This window comes from Pseudomonas putida (assembly GCF_050989985.1).
GTDB classification, from domain to species: Bacteria; Pseudomonadota; Gammaproteobacteria; order Pseudomonadales; family Pseudomonadaceae; genus Aquipseudomonas; species Aquipseudomonas putida_AI.
Genome location: NZ_CP158815.1, coordinates 6739501 through 6753787 on the forward strand (window position 1 = coordinate 6739501; position 14287 = coordinate 6753787).

The following is a 14287-nucleotide window of genomic DNA, read 5'->3' on the forward strand; positions in this document are numbered from 1 at the left end:
CACTCCAGTGCCCGGCTTGTTCACATCAAATCTCGTTACGATATAACGATAACAGTGAAATTTCTGTACATAGTCGCGCTATCTAAAAACGAGAAACCTGTCGCTTGCCTGAAGCCTTGACCGAAATGCTCCAAAACGCTCATATTACGATCGTAATCTTTTTCGAAGACTACGTTTACCCTCTCGATTCCTTCGATCCAGGAGCAGATCCATGAGCACTTATGATGTCGTGATACTTGGCGGTGGGCCCGGCGGTTACAACGCGGCCATTCGTGCAGGGCAACTGGGTTTGAAAGCGGCTTGCGTCGAAGGACGCGCCACCCTCGGCGGCACCTGCCTGAACGTCGGCTGCATGCCCTCCAAGGCATTGCTGCATGCCTCCGAGCTTTACGACGCGGCCATGGGAGCGGAATTCGCCAACCTGGGCATCGAGGTCAAACCCTCCCTCAATCTCGCGCAAATGATGAAACAGAAAGATGAAAGCGTGGCCGGGCTCACCAAGGGCATCGAGTTTCTCTTTCGCAAGAACAAGGTCGACTGGATCAAGGGCTGGGGCCACATCGACGGACCGGGCAAGGTCACCGTGACGGATAACGCCGGTGGCAAGACCGAGCTGAGCGCCAAGGACATCATCATCGCCACCGGCTCCGAACCCACTCCCCTGCCCGGCGTAGACATCGATAACAAACGCATCCTCGATTCCACCGGTGCGCTGTCACTGGCTGAAGTACCCAGGCATCTGGTGGTGATCGGTGCCGGGGTGATCGGTCTGGAACTGGGTTCGGTGTGGCGGCGTTTGGGCGCACAGGTCACCGTGGTCGAATTCCTCGACCGGATCTGCCCGGGTGTGGATGGTGAAGCAGGCAAAACCCTGCAGCGTTCCCTGAGCAAGCAAGGCATCAGCTTCAAGTTGAGTTCGAAGGTGACTCGCGCAACGGCGAGCGATACCGGCGTGCAGCTCAGCATCGAACCAGCGGCCGGTGGCACTGCTGAATTGCTCGAAGCCGATTATGTGTTGGTCGCCATCGGACGTCGGCCTTATACACAAGGCCTGGGGCTGGAAAACGTCGGCCTCGCCACGGACAAGCGCGGCATGCTGGCCAACAAGGGCCACCGCACCGAAGCCGCCGGCGTCTGGGTAATCGGCGACGTGACGTCAGGGCCGATGCTCGCCCACAAGGCCGAAGACGAAGCCATGGCCTGCGTCGAGCAGATTGTTGGCAAGGCCGGCGAGGTCAACTACGCACTGATTCCCAACGTGATCTACACCAAACCGGAACTGGCCAGCGTCGGCAGTACGGAAGAACAACTGAAGGCCGAAGGGCGTGCGTACAAAGTCGGCAAATTCCCCTTCACCGCCAACAGCCGGGCGAAGATCAATCACGAAACCGAAGGCTTCGCCAAGGTTTTGGCCGATGAGCGCACCGACGAGATTCTCGGCGTACACCTGGTCGGGCCGAGCGTCAGTGAAATGATTGGCGAGTACTGCGTGGCCATGGAATTCAGCGCTTCGGCCGAAGATATTGCCCTGACTTGCCATCCACACCCGACCCGTTCCGAGGCTTTGCGCCAGGCGGCGATGAACGTTGAGGGGATGGCGACGCAGATGTAAGCCTGGTGATTTGCGGTGGTTGGCTACCGCTATCGCGAGCAAGCTCGCTCCCACATTAGCTCAATGATTCCCTGTGGGAGCGAGCCTGCTCGCGATTGAAGTCGACTCGGTTTAAAGCGGCAAATGCCCCAACGGCAACTCGCCCGGCGCCTTCACCGTATGAATCGCAAAATTGCTGCGGATATCACTGACCCCCGGCAACTTGAGCAAGCTCCCCGTGAGAAACCGGTCATAGGCGCGCAAGTCCGGAACCACCACCTGCAACAGAAAATCCGATTCCCCCGACACCAGAAACGCCGAGATCACTTCAGGCAAGGCCGTCACGGCCAGGCGGAAAGCCTCGGCCTGTTCATCGTTATGACGCTCGACCTTCACCCCGACGAACACGGTCAAACCAAGCCCCACCTCATCGCGATCCAGATTGGCCTGATAACCACGAATCACTCCGGCTTCTTCAAGCATGCGCACCCGGCGCAAGCAAGGTGACGCGGACAGGCCGATCTCGTCAGCCAGCTGCACATTGCTCAGGCGACCGTCCCGTTGCAGCGCGGCGAGGATCTTGCGGTCGTAGGCGTCGAGTTTCATGGTTTGGCAGATCCCGATGGTTTTGCGGTCATTGCGTGGCAGGTTATGCCAATCCACAACGTACTGGAAGCCAACTACGCAAGCACCTGCCCTGCCCTTGCGTCATAGACTGACCCTACCGAATCGACAACGAATGGGGTGCGACATGGCGGGACTGTGGCTGTTTTTCATGGCGCTGGCGGTGGTTTACCTGCTGCCGGGACCAGACATGATCCTGCTGCTGCAGACCGGCGCCCGGCAAGGCAAAGGTGCGGCGCTGGCCACTGCCGTCGGGTTGGCCGTTGCGCGTGGTTGTCACGTTGCCCTGGCGGCATTGGGGCTGGCGGCGCTGTTCAAGGCGGCGCCCTGGACCTTCGATGTGGTACGTCTGACGGGTGCGCTTTACCTGCTATGGATCGGCATCCAGTGTCTGCGCTCGACCCTGCTGCCCGCCCTGAATGACGCAAACAAAGTCGATGAAAAACCGCGCTATCGGCAAGCCATGCAGCGCGGTTTGCTGACCAACCTGCTCAACCCTAAAGCCCTGCTGTTCTGCTCGGTGCTGCTGCCACAGTTCATCGATCCACAGGCCGGACCGGTGCTCGGGCAATTTGCCGCGCTCGGTGTGGTGCTGGTCGCGGTCGGCTTGCTGTTCGACAGCGCTTACGCCCTGGCCGGTGCCGCCCTCGGCCGATGGTTGCAACGCAGCCCATCAGCTCAACGCCTGCAGCAGTGGTTATTCGGCAGCCTGCTGATCGGCTTCGCCGTGCGGCTGACCTTTATTCAACAGGCGTGAACCTCAACGGGTCTTGCGGCGGCGACTGATCAACAACAACGCCGCTGCGGTCACTGCCAGCACACCACCGATCTGCAACGATTTCTTGTACGGCCTCAGCGCAGCGCGAGCCGCAGCAATGGGCTCAGTGACATAGCGTTTGTCGGCACTCCGGAAATCGGGCTCCGCGCATTGATGACCGAAATCACCGGCCCATAAAACATAGGGGCCGTTCTCGACATAGCGCCGATAGAACGCGCTTTGCTCTTGCAGACTTGTCCCCCACATCGACGCTTTGCACAGCACCGCCGCAAATGCCTGGCTGCTGTGGGGCAAGTGATCAGCGGCCTTGTTCGCCAGCGCTGTCGCGACATAACGGTAATGAAAGCGCTCATCCGGTTTTGCCACGGACACTCGCTGGCGCTGGACTTCGCCCTCGGCAATCAACGGCCCAACTTTCAACGCGGTGGATTCCAGACTGTAGCTTCCGTCAAAAGTCGCGAAGTCCGGCGCCATCTCGTAGCCCAACAACTCCATGCCGTTGAAGCGAGCCAGAGTCCCCGCGTAGTAGTAAGCGAACGCGCGTGTGCTCGGCCACCATTTCGATTCGGCATCGTGGCGCAATTCGCCATACCACTTGGCCTTGGCCTGCAGGTCGGCATTGTCGAAATACGCGGGGGCTTCGTCGTAACGTTCCTCGCGCAACAAACGCCGCCCGAGCAGGTTGCGCAGTTTGGCGGCTACCGGCAGCGGGACATAGTTATCGCGATCCTGCTGAGTCAACGCTGGCGGTGCGGGCACCTGAGTGTCGACGTAGTGTTTGAGTTCATCGAGGGTCAGCACCCGCTCGGCCACCGTCGCCGCATCGAACCAGTAGATGTCTTTGCTTCGATAGAGCTGATCGAAGGCTTGCAGGTAATCCCCGCGTTGCAGGGCCAGAATCGCGCTTTCGCCGTCCACGCGACATTTGGGCTGCACGGTTTCGAACGCCCAGTCCGGCGTGCGGCGCTCGCCCCAGGATTCATCCTGCGGAAAGGCCTGGGCCGCCTTCGCATACGCGGCGGCCGCAGAGTTTTTGTCGCCCTCGCGCACCGCCAGCTTGGCCCGCAACCACCAGGCCAGACCGCCATCGCCTGCGTGCTCGAGAAACGCCTTGGCGCTGGTGTAATCGCCCTGTTGATAATTCATCGCCGCCAGTCGATCGGCATTATCGAGACTGGCGCGGGTGCTGTTTTGCAGGAGCTTGATCAGTTTTTGTTCGTTTGGCGGTTGATCACCAAATGACCAGCCCAGGCGACTGATCAACCCGGCCGTCACCAATTGCTGCACCGGTTTGCCCTTGAGCAACGCGGCCAGTTGATCCTCTGGCATGGCCGCCAGATCAGCCATCAACAACTTCAACGAGGTGTAGCCCACCGTCGAGGCGTGCCGGTTTTGCGTGGCATAGAGTTCGATGGCGTTGTTCCAGTCACCTGCAGTGCGGGCCACACGAGCCTCTTCGCCAAGGCTGGCGACACCCAGTTCCAGCGGGTCGCTGAACCCGTCGATACTCAGTTGCCGGGTTTGCTCGAAAGCCTTTCGCGATTGCGCCATCAGGTCGGGTTCCGCCCCGGCTTGCGAGCTCCTGGCGAACAACGCCCGACCCAACGAGTAAGCGGCCCAGGTACTGCGCAACGCCCGCTGATCCGCCGGCAAGTCGAGAACCTTGTGAAAATACTCCGCCGCCAACCCATGATCGCCGGAAGCAAAGGCCACGGCCCCGGCCAGATACAACCTGAGTTCGGCTGGCAGGCTCTCCCCTTGGACCTCAACCTGATGCGCATCGGTCAGTTCGCGCAGCTGCTTTACCAACGCTTGTTGTTCTGCGCTCAGACCGACTTGCTCGGCCTGGTAGCGCTGTTCTGCGTAATCGGAAGCGTCCAGGCCATAGGTGACTTCGGTGACGTCTTTCAGTCCGGCGATCGCATGACCAAGGCGATTGATCTCAAACCGGAAGTTGCCCTCCGGCAGCTCCGCCAGCGACTGGTCGCGGTGATCCAGCAAGCGCATGGGAAAGTCGGGACCGCACGCCAACGCCGAACCCACGGGCAGACTCAGGCTCAGACACAGCAGATGACGTGACCAGTTATGGCTGAACATTCGACGCTCCTTGATCAATGTTTGCACAGCGCGCCCAACCAATGGCGCGCTGCCCGCCGGCCGCAATCCGGCCTTCGCGCTGGCGGGTGAAGGTAAGCAGATCAGCCTCTTGTTGCAATGAATAACCGGCCAACGCATCGGCTCCTTCGCAACCCTGTGCAGCCAGAGTCAGGCGTTCGGGCCAGGCATTGTCGAGGTTGCCCTCGTTACGAAGACCAATGTCATAGAGGCCTTGTTGCATTGTGAGGCTGAGCTTCAGGTGGCTGAGCAGCGCATCACCACGGGCCACTGCGCGTAATGTGGTCAGGCTCCAGGCACGACGGTCGTTGGCCAACGGCAGACGAAACCAGATTAAACCGGCCAGATGAGACGGCGGATCAGCGCGCAGCTCACGACCGAGCTGGCCCAATTGCTGAGGGTCGGCCATCAGCTCTCGGCGTTTGCCATCGAGTCCGATGCTGACTTCACTCTCCACAATGGGTGCATCGTTGGTGCTCGACAGCAGCGCGACACCATAGGCGGGCAGTGCCAGATAGAAAGGCTTCACGGTGATGCGACCCCAGGCCTTCGCCCACTGCCGGGCCTGATCCGGATCGAACAAACCATGACGCGGATCAGTCACCGCATGAACCTGCAGCACGCTGCTATCGACCGTGGATAACAGCGCGGGCAATTCGGGACTGTTGAGCCAAGCGGGCAATGCAGTGATGCTCAGAGGCATCGAGGTGGAGAGTGCTGCGCGCAAGTGAGTCAGAAATTCTCGGTAGGTCGGCAGCCGGGCATTACCCGCATCGTGGTCGATTTCCACTCCCGCAAGGTTCAGATCCTGCGTTTGCCAATCTTTGATCAGCTGCTGAATCTGCGACGTGATGTCTTGCTGATCCAGAGCCGGGAGTTGCCCATCGAGGCGAATCACAGCAATCAGCGGGCGACCATCGCGCTTGAGCAGAGTCGGATCGATCCGTGCCCGAGTCCAGCCCGCTTTGGGGAAAGCCTGCAAGGCCAGAACGCGCAAGGTCGAAAAATCTCTACGACTGTCACTCAGGGCCGGCTCATGGTCAGCCGTCCATTGCCGTTGCCAAACATAGAGTTGCTGATCCAGCAGTGGTGCGTCTTTTCGTTCGCAACCATTGATCAGCGCCAGCGCCATCAGCAACGCCGACAGGCGCACGTAAAAATGCATATGACTTCCGGTCCCTTCGAAGCTGCCGAGCTGCGAGTCTAACGCAGCTCGGCAACGGAAGGATGACGCCGAAATGTTCCACGTGGAACGCTCATCTGCCGCCAATCACATCAGGCAGTTTTTTGCAGACCTGCAACCGTGCGCGGCATGCCGACAAACCCTGGCAAGGCTTCGACACGGGCCAGCCAGGCGCGGATGTTGGTGTAGTCGTCCAGCGACACATTCCCTTCCGGCGCATGGGCGATGTAACTGTAGGCAGAGACGTCGGCAATGGTTGGCTCGCTGCCGACCAGGAATGGCGACTTGGCCAATTCCTGATCGATGACTTTGAGCACGGTATGGGCGTATGCGATGACTTCGTCGGCGTTGTAAGGCGCACCAAAAACGGTAATCAATCGGGCTCGGGCTGGACCGAAGGCAATCGGACCTGCGGCGACAGACAACCAGCGCTGCACTTTTGCCGCACCGACCGGATCAGCAGGCAACCAACGACCATTGCCGTATTTTTGTGCCAGATAAACCAGGATCGCGTTGGAGTCAGCGAGCACAACGCCTTGATCGTCCAGCACCGGCACCTGACCGAAAGCATTGAGTGCCAGATACTCAGGCTTCTTGTGTTCGCCCTTGGCCAAGTCGACAAAGATCAGCTCGGTCGGCAGCTTCAGCAGCGAGAGCATCAGCTCCACACGGTGGGCATGGCCGGAACGTGGGAAGTTGTAGAGTTTGATGGCTTGCATGGACGACTCCGCGGGTGAGTGGCGCTGTTCGAAAGGATCAGCACCGATGGCAGCCATCTTCTACCAGTGGCGGAAACAACAGAATAACCACCGAACGCAATCCATTATTTCAACGAGCGAAATAACCAATCAGCCCGATAAAGCTGAATCTTCCCTCAGTGCTTTCACTGTGAAATCGACAAAACTGCGGACCCGCGCCGGGGCCTTGCGCCCGCCCTGATAGACGACATGGATAGGTAGCGGTGGCAGTTCGTAATCGGCCAGGACAATTTCCAATTCCCCGTCAGCAACCTTGCTCGCCACCTGATAAGACAGGACCCGGGTGTAACCGAGCCCGAGCGCAGCTGCGTTGATCGCGGCCCGGTTCGCGGTCACCATCAGTCTTGGGTCGGCACGTACTGACAGTGGTTCGTCCCCTTCAAGAAACGGCCAATGCTTGAGCTGTCCAATCGCAGACGTTGCAATGATTGGTGCCTCAGCCAAGTCTTGTGGATGTGTTGGTCGGCCATGAGTCGCAAGAAACTGCGGCGACGCCACGATCACCCTGCGCACCTGTCCCACCCGAATCGCATGCTGATTGCTGTCAGGCAGCTCACCGATGCGAACCGCCACATCGATCCCCTCCTCGACCACACTGACCACTCGATCAACCAGCAGTGCATTGATCGTGACATCAGGGAATTGAGTCAGAAAATTCACCATGAGCGGTGTGATGTATAGCTCACCAAACAAAACCGGCGCGGTGATCGTCAGTTGCCCTCTGGGCAGGATATGGCTGCCTGCCGCCGAATCTTCGGCTTCCTGCACTTCGGCGAGAATTCTCCGACAGTCCTCGAGGAACCGCTGCCCCGCTTCGCTCAAATGCACACTGCGCGTAGTGCGTGTGAGCAACTGCGTGCCGATGCGCTTCTCCAATCCCGCCACTGCCCGGGTGACGCTGGCCGCGGACATCCCCAAACGTCGCGCTGCCGCCGAAAAACCCTGGTCTTGGGCAACGGCAGCGAAGACCTGCATTTCCTGGAAGCGGTCCATGAGCGAATCCTCGATTCAGATAAAAAAATCGCAACCAAATGGCTGCGATTTTTAAGGGTTCGAACAACTGTGGATAACTTATTCCACAGTCACCGATTTCGCCAGGTTGCGCGGCTGGTCAACGTCGGTGCCCTTGAGCACAGCAACGTAGTACGACAGCAGCTGCAGCGGGATGGTGTAGAGGATAGGCGACAGGATGTCGTGGATGTGCGGCATGTTCACAACGTGCGTGCCTTCACCATTGGTCATGCCGGCTTTCTCGTCGGCGAAGACGATCAGTTGGCCACCGCGGGCGCGGACTTCCTGAAGGTTGGATTTCAGTTTTTCCAGCAGCTCGTTGTTCGGTGCAACAGTCACCACGGGCATGTCGTTATCCACAAGGGCCAATGGGCCGTGCTTCAGCTCGCCGGCTGGGTAGGCTTCAGCGTGGATGTAGGAAATTTCCTTGAGCTTGAGCGCGCCTTCCATTGCGACCGGGAATTGCGCACCACGGCCCAGGAACAAGGTGTGGTTCTTTTCCGAGAACAGCTCGGCGATTTTCTCCACGGTGCTGTCCATGGCCAACGCCTCACCCAAGCGGCTCGGCAGGCGGCGCAGTTCCTCGACCAATGCAGCTTCAACGCCACTGGCCAGGGTGCCGCGAACCTGACCCAGGGACAGGGTCAACAGCAACAGGCCTACCAGTTGTGTGGTGAAGGCTTTGGTCGACGCCACACCGATTTCGCGACCGGCCTGGGTCAGCAGGGTCAGGTCGGATTCACGCACCAGGGAACTGATACCGACGTTGCAGATGGCCAGGCTGGCGAGGAACCCCAATTCCTTTGCATTACGCAGTGCGGCCAGGGTGTCGGCGGTTTCACCGGACTGGGAGATGCTGACGAACAGCGTGTCAGGCTGCACTACCACCTTGCGATAGCGGAACTCGCTGGCGACTTCGACCTGGCACGGTATACCGGCCAGTTCTTCGAGCCAGTAACGCGCGACCATGCCGGCGTGGTAGCTGGTGCCGCAAGCCACGATTTGCACGTTGCGCACTTTGGCGAACAGCTCAGCAGCCTGTGGACCGAAAGCCTGCACCAGCACCTGGTTCGGGCTCAGGCGACCTTCCAGGGTGCGCTGCACAACGGCCGGTTGCTCGTGGATTTCCTTGAGCATGTAGTGACGGAACTCGCCCTTGTCGGCAGCTTCCGCACCATCGCTGTATTGCACCATCTTGCGTTCGACCGCCTTGCCGGTCACGTCCCAGATCTGCACGCTATGGCGACGAATCTCGGCGATATCGCCCTCCTCCAGGTACATGAAGCGGTCGGTGACCTGGCGCAGGGCCAACTGGTCGGACGCGAGGAAGTTTTCTCCCAGGCCCAGACCGATAACCAGCGGGCTGCCGCTACGGGCCGCAACCAGGCGATCAGGCTGCTTGGCGCTGATGACGGCCAGGCCGTATGCACCATGCAAATCCTTGACCGTTGCCTTGAGGGCCTCGGTCAGGTCAGGCAGCTCCTTGAGTTTGTGGTTCAGCAGGTGAGCGATGACTTCGGTATCGGTGTCCGAGGTAAAGACATAGCCCAGCGCCTTGAGTTGTTCGCGCAGCGCTTCGTGGTTTTCGATGATGCCGTTGTGCACAACGGCCACGCCTTCAGAGAAATGCGGGTGCGCATTGCGCTCGCACGGGGCACCGTGGGTGGCCCAACGAGTGTGGGCAATCCCCAGGCGACCGTTCAGCGGCGACTCTGCAAGCGCTTGTTCCAGCTCGCTGACTTTACCCGGACGACGTGCGCGCTCAAGTTTTTCTTCATCGGTAAAAACCGCAACACCGGCACTGTCATACCCGCGGTATTCAAGGCGTTTGAGGCCCTCGACCAGGATGGCGGTGATGTTACGTTCTGCGACTGCTCCGACAATTCCACACATGCTATTTCTCCTGACTGACAGCCGCGCAAATCAAATTGATGCCGCGGGCCTGAATCTGATCGCGGGCCTCGAGCGACAGGCGATCATCGGTAATAAGGGTATGGACACTGCTCCAGGGCAGCTCCAGGTTGGGAATCTTGCGACCGATCTTGTCAGCCTCCACCATCACCACCACTTCCCGGGCAACTTCGGCCATGACGCGGCTCAGACCCAGCAGTTCGTTGAAAGTGGTTGTACCGCGAACCAGATCGATGCCATCGGCTCCGATGAACAACTGATCGAAGTCGTAGGAGCGTAGTACCTGTTCCGCGACCTGCCCTTGAAAGGACTCGGAATGCGGATCCCAGGTTCCACCGGTCATCAACAGCACCGGCTCGTGCTCGAGTTCACTCAAGGCATTGGCGACATGCAGGGAGTTGGTCATCACCACCAGTCCCGGTTGTTGACCGAGTTCCGGAATCATCGCGGCGGTAGTGCTGCCGCTGTCGATGATGATCCGCGCATGCTCGCGAATTCGTGTGACTGCAGCTCGAGCAATGGCTTGCTTGTATTTGGAGACCGGCTGACCAACATCGGCCACCAGTTCCTGAGGCATGGTGATCGCGCCGCCATAACGACGGAGCAGTAGACCATTGCTTTCAAGTGCGGCCAGATCCTTGCGGATCGTAACTTCTGAAGTTTCGAAGCGTTTGGCCAATTCATCCACACTGACTTCGCCCTGCTCGTTGAGCAAGGCAAGAATGTTGTGCCGACGTTGAGGTGTGTTGCGCTTCGACATGGGGAGATAAGTTTCGTTTCGAAAGTTAACAGAGCCAATCAAAACCTATCAGTGAAACTTCGTCAAGCATGGTGCGATAAAAAGATCTGTGGATAAAAGCACTCGCGGGCAAGGCCGCTCCCACAAGGCATGTTGATAACCCTGTGGGAGCGAGCTTGCCCGCGAAGGTAATGGATCAGTCTGTGCGTAACTTCAGCTGATCATCGTTATGTGGATAACTCAGCTCTTCTTGACCTTCTCAGGCCGTTTCCAGCCATCAATATTCTTCTGCCGAGCACGACCCACGGCCAACTGAGCTTTATCCACATTCTGGGTAATGGTCGAACCAGCCGCGGTGGTTGCACCGGCAGAGATATCCACAGGCGCTACCAGCGAGTTGTTGGAGCCGATGAAGACATCTTCACCCAGCACGGTTTTCCACTTATTCACACCATCGTAGTTGCAGGTGATCGTACCCGCGCCGATGTTGGTACGCGCGCCGATTTCGGCATCGCCCAGATAAGCCAGGTGGCCGGCTTTGGCGCCTTCACCGAGATGAGCGTTTTTCAACTCGACAAAGTTACCCACATGCGCCCGCGCATCCAGTACGGTGCCAGGACGCAAACGCGCGAAAGGACCGGCATCGCTGTTTTCGCCGAGAATCGCACCTTCGATATGGCTGTTCGCCTTGATCACCACGCCTTTGCGCAGGGTGCTGTCCTTGATCACGCAGTTCGGGCCGATTACCACGTCGTCCTCGATGACTACTTTGCCTTCGAGAATCACGTTGATATCGATCAGCACGTCGCGGCCTACCGTCACTTCACCGCGTACGTCGAAACGTGCCGGGTCGCGCAGCGTTACGCCCTGGGCCATCAGGCGGCGACCGGCGCGCAACTGGTAGTGACGCTCAAGCTCGGAAAGCTGTTTGCGATCGTTGGCGCCCTGCACCTCCATGGCGTCGTGTGGCTGTTCGGTCGCCACCACCAAACCGTCCTTGACCGCCATTTCGATCACGTCAGTCAGGTAGTACTCGCCCTGCACATTGTTGTTCGACAGACGGCCGGTCCAGGCAGCCAGGCGATCGGCAGGCACCGCGAGAATACCGGTGTTGCCTTCCTTGATAGCGCGTTGAGCTTCGTTGGCGTCCTTGTGCTCGACAATGGCCGCGACCTGGCCATCCGCACCACGAACGATTCGGCCATAACCGGTTGCATCGTCCAGCTCGACAGTCAGCAGACCCATCTGCGTTGGGGTTACCAGCTTGAGCAGGCGCTGCAGGGTTTCGACTTCGATCAGCGGCACATCACCGTAAAGAACCAATACGGTGTCGGCTTCGATGAAAGGAACCGCTTGGGCAACGGCATGGCCGGTACCCAGTTGTTTGTCCTGAAGGACGAAATTGAGATCGTCGGCAGCCAGGCGCTCGCGTACGGCATCGGCACCGTGGCCGATCACCACGTGGATTCGCTGTGGATCAAGTTGCCGGGCGCTGTGGATAACATGGCCAAGCATGGAATTGCCGGCAATCGGATGCAAAACCTTCGGCAAGGACGAACGCATGCGCGTACCTTGGCCAGCAGCGAGAATAACGATTTCAAGAGACATGACTGGCTACCAATCCTGGGTGGTCAGCGGCTGCGACCAAAGTGATGAAAATCGGAAAAGAAAAAAGGGTAGCCGAGGCTACCCTTTTTAATCAATCGCACAACAAGATCGCCTTAATGGCCGAACTTCTTGCGGATCTGCTGGACGGTGCGCAGCTGAGCAGCAGCCTCGGCCAGACGTGCGGAAGCAGAACCGTAATCGAATTCTGCGCCCCGGTCATGCAACGCCTTCTCGGCAGCCTTAACGGCTTCCTGAGCGGAGGCTTCGTCCAGGTCGGCAGCACGTTGCACAGTGTCTGCAAGTACCTTGACCATGTTCGGCTGAACCTCGAGGAAACCACCGGAGATGTAGTACACCTCCTCTTCCCCGCCCTGCTTGACCAAGCGGATCGGACCTGGCTTCAGGTTAGTGATCAGCGGCGCGTGACCCAGAGCGATACCAAGATCACCCAGTGCACCGTGCGCAATCACCATCTCGACCAGACCGGAAAAGATTTCTCCTTCCGCGCTGACGATATCGCAATGGACTGTCATAGCCATCTGATTGCCTCACCCTAAATTAGCGCCCGTTTCCGGGCGCCGGGATTACAGTTTCTTGGCTTTCTCGATCGCTTCTTCGATGCCGCCAACCATGTAGAACGCTTGTTCTGGCAGGTGGTCGTAGTCACCGTTGAGGATGCCTTTGAAGCCAGCAATGGTGTCTTTCAGGGAAACGTATTTGCCTGGAGAACCAGTGAAGACTTCAGCCACGAAGAACGGCTGCGACAAGAAACGCTGGATCTTACGAGCACGGTTTACCAACTGCTTGTCGGCTTCCGACAGCTCGTCCATACCCAGGATCGCGATGATGTCCTTCAGTTCTTTGTAACGCTGCAGAACGTACTGTACACCGCGAGCGGTTTCGTAGTGATCGTTGCCGATCACGTTCGGGTCCAGCTGACGCGAAGTCGAGTCCAGTGGGTCTACCGCTGGGTAGATACCCAGGGAAGCGATGTCACGAGACAGAACGACGGTGGCGTCCAAGTGGGCGAAGGTGGTCGCTGGCGACGGGTCAGTCAAGTCGTCCGCTGGTACGTATACGGCCTGGATCGACGTAATCGAACCTTGCTTGGTCGAAGTGATGCGCTCTTGCAGTACGCCCATCTCTTCAGCCAGGGTCGGCTGGTAACCTACTGCGGAAGGCATACGGCCCAGCAGTGCGGATACTTCAGTACCGGCCAGGGTGTAACGATAGATGTTGTCGACGAACAGCAGAACGTCGTTACCTTCGTCACGGAACTTCTCGGCCATGGTCAGGCCGGTCAGAGCTACGCGCAGACGGTTTCCCGGCGGCTCGTTCATCTGGCCGTATACCAGTGCCACTTTGTCCAGAACGTTGGAGTCCTTCATCTCGTGGTAGAAGTCGTTACCCTCACGAGTACGCTCACCCACACCGGCGAACACGGAATAACCGCTGTGCTCGATGGCAATGTTACGGATCAGTTCCATCATGTTTACGGTTTTGCCTACACCGGCACCACCGAACAGACCAACTTTACCGCCCTTGGCGAACGGGCAAACCAGGTCGATAACCTTGATGCCGGTTTCCAGCAGGTCGTTGCCGCCCGCTTGTTCTGCGAAGGATGGAGCAGCGCGGTGAATACCCCAGCGCTCTTCGGTGTCGATCGGGCCAGCTTCGTCAATCGGGTTGCCCAGGACGTCCATGATCCGGCCCAGGGTCGCTTTACCGACTGGTACGGAGATGGCAGCGTTGGTGTCAACTACGTCCAGACCGCGCTTCAAGCCTTCGGTGGAACCCATCGCAATGGTACGAACTACGCCGTCGCCCAGCTGTTGCTGAACTTCCAGGGTAGTGTCCGCGCCTTGTACTTTCAGCGCGTTGTAGATGCTCGGTACGCTGTCGCGTGGAAATTCCACGTCGATAACGGCGCCGATGATTTGAACGATACGTCCGCTACTCATAGCTGGAT

The 14287-nt window shown here is 58.8% G+C and carries 12 protein-coding genes; 2 read left to right on the forward strand and 10 right to left on the reverse strand.

Annotation, left to right across the window (positions count from 1 at the left end):
• Positions 1-211: 211 nt before the first annotated feature.
• Positions 212-1612 carry a dihydrolipoyl dehydrogenase gene (gene lpdA, locus ABTV29_RS30745; protein ID WP_433768227.1) on the forward strand — a complete coding sequence of 467 codons (1401 nt, stop codon included), beginning with the start codon at positions 212-214 and terminating at the stop codon, positions 1610-1612.
• A 111-nt stretch (positions 1613-1723) separates the two neighbouring features.
• Here lpdA and ABTV29_RS30750 read toward each other — a convergent pair whose 3' ends face one another.
• Positions 1724-2197, reverse strand: coding sequence for an Lrp/AsnC family transcriptional regulator (locus tag ABTV29_RS30750; protein ID WP_110965663.1), 474 nt, complete (start codon positions 2195-2197; stop codon positions 1724-1726).
• 145 nt (positions 2198-2342) lie between these two features.
• On the opposite strand from ABTV29_RS30750, the gene ABTV29_RS30755 reads away from it, so the two are divergent.
• Positions 2343-2972 carry a LysE family translocator gene (locus ABTV29_RS30755; protein WP_433768228.1) on the forward strand — a complete coding sequence of 210 codons (630 nt, stop codon included), beginning with the start codon at positions 2343-2345 and terminating at the stop codon, positions 2970-2972.
• A gap of 3 nt (positions 2973-2975) precedes the next feature.
• Here the strand turns inward: ABTV29_RS30755 and ABTV29_RS30760 are convergent, their stop codons facing one another.
• The 9 genes from ABTV29_RS30760 to atpD all read right to left on the reverse strand — a co-directional run bounded on the left by ABTV29_RS30760 (position 2976) and on the right by atpD (position 14279).
• Complete coding sequence (locus ABTV29_RS30760) at positions 2976-5090, reverse strand: hypothetical protein (RefSeq protein ID WP_433768229.1); 2115 nt, start codon at positions 5088-5090, stop codon at positions 2976-2978.
• Positions 5077-6273 (reverse strand): DUF3142 domain-containing protein, encoded by a 1197-nt coding sequence (locus ABTV29_RS30765; RefSeq protein ID WP_433768230.1) that lies wholly within the window; start codon positions 6271-6273, stop codon positions 5077-5079. The genes ABTV29_RS30760 and ABTV29_RS30765 overlap by 14 nt, the downstream gene beginning before the upstream one ends.
• Before the next feature lie 110 nt (positions 6274-6383).
• Complete coding sequence (locus ABTV29_RS30770; protein WP_433768231.1) at positions 6384-7010, reverse strand: glutathione S-transferase family protein; 627 nt, start codon at positions 7008-7010, stop codon at positions 6384-6386.
• Positions 7011-7139: 129 nt separating this feature from the next.
• Entirely contained in the window at positions 7140-8042 is a 903-nt protein-coding gene (locus tag ABTV29_RS30775) for a LysR family transcriptional regulator (protein ID WP_433768232.1), read from the reverse strand.
• 78 nt (positions 8043-8120) lie between these two features.
• Complete coding sequence (gene glmS / locus ABTV29_RS30780; protein WP_433768233.1) at positions 8121-9953, reverse strand: glutamine--fructose-6-phosphate transaminase (isomerizing); 1833 nt, start codon at positions 9951-9953, stop codon at positions 8121-8123.
• Position 9954: 1 nt separating this feature from the next.
• Positions 9955-10731: a DeoR/GlpR family DNA-binding transcription regulator gene (locus ABTV29_RS30785; RefSeq protein WP_433772087.1), complete on the reverse strand. Its 777-nt coding sequence runs from the start codon at positions 10729-10731 to the stop codon at positions 9955-9957.
• Positions 10732-10950: 219 nt separating this feature from the next.
• Positions 10951-12318 carry a bifunctional UDP-N-acetylglucosamine diphosphorylase/glucosamine-1-phosphate N-acetyltransferase GlmU gene (glmU, locus tag ABTV29_RS30790; RefSeq protein ID WP_433768234.1) on the reverse strand — a complete coding sequence of 456 codons (1368 nt, stop codon included), beginning with the start codon at positions 12316-12318 and terminating at the stop codon, positions 10951-10953.
• A gap of 113 nt (positions 12319-12431) precedes the next feature.
• Positions 12432-12857, reverse strand: a complete 426-nt coding sequence (locus tag ABTV29_RS30795) for a F0F1 ATP synthase subunit epsilon (RefSeq protein WP_110965655.1) — start codon at positions 12855-12857, stop codon at positions 12432-12434.
• 45 nt (positions 12858-12902) lie between these two features.
• Positions 12903-14279, reverse strand: coding sequence for a F0F1 ATP synthase subunit beta (atpD, locus tag ABTV29_RS30800; protein WP_110965654.1), 1377 nt, complete (start codon positions 14277-14279; stop codon positions 12903-12905).
• Positions 14280-14287 lie beyond the last annotated feature (8 nt).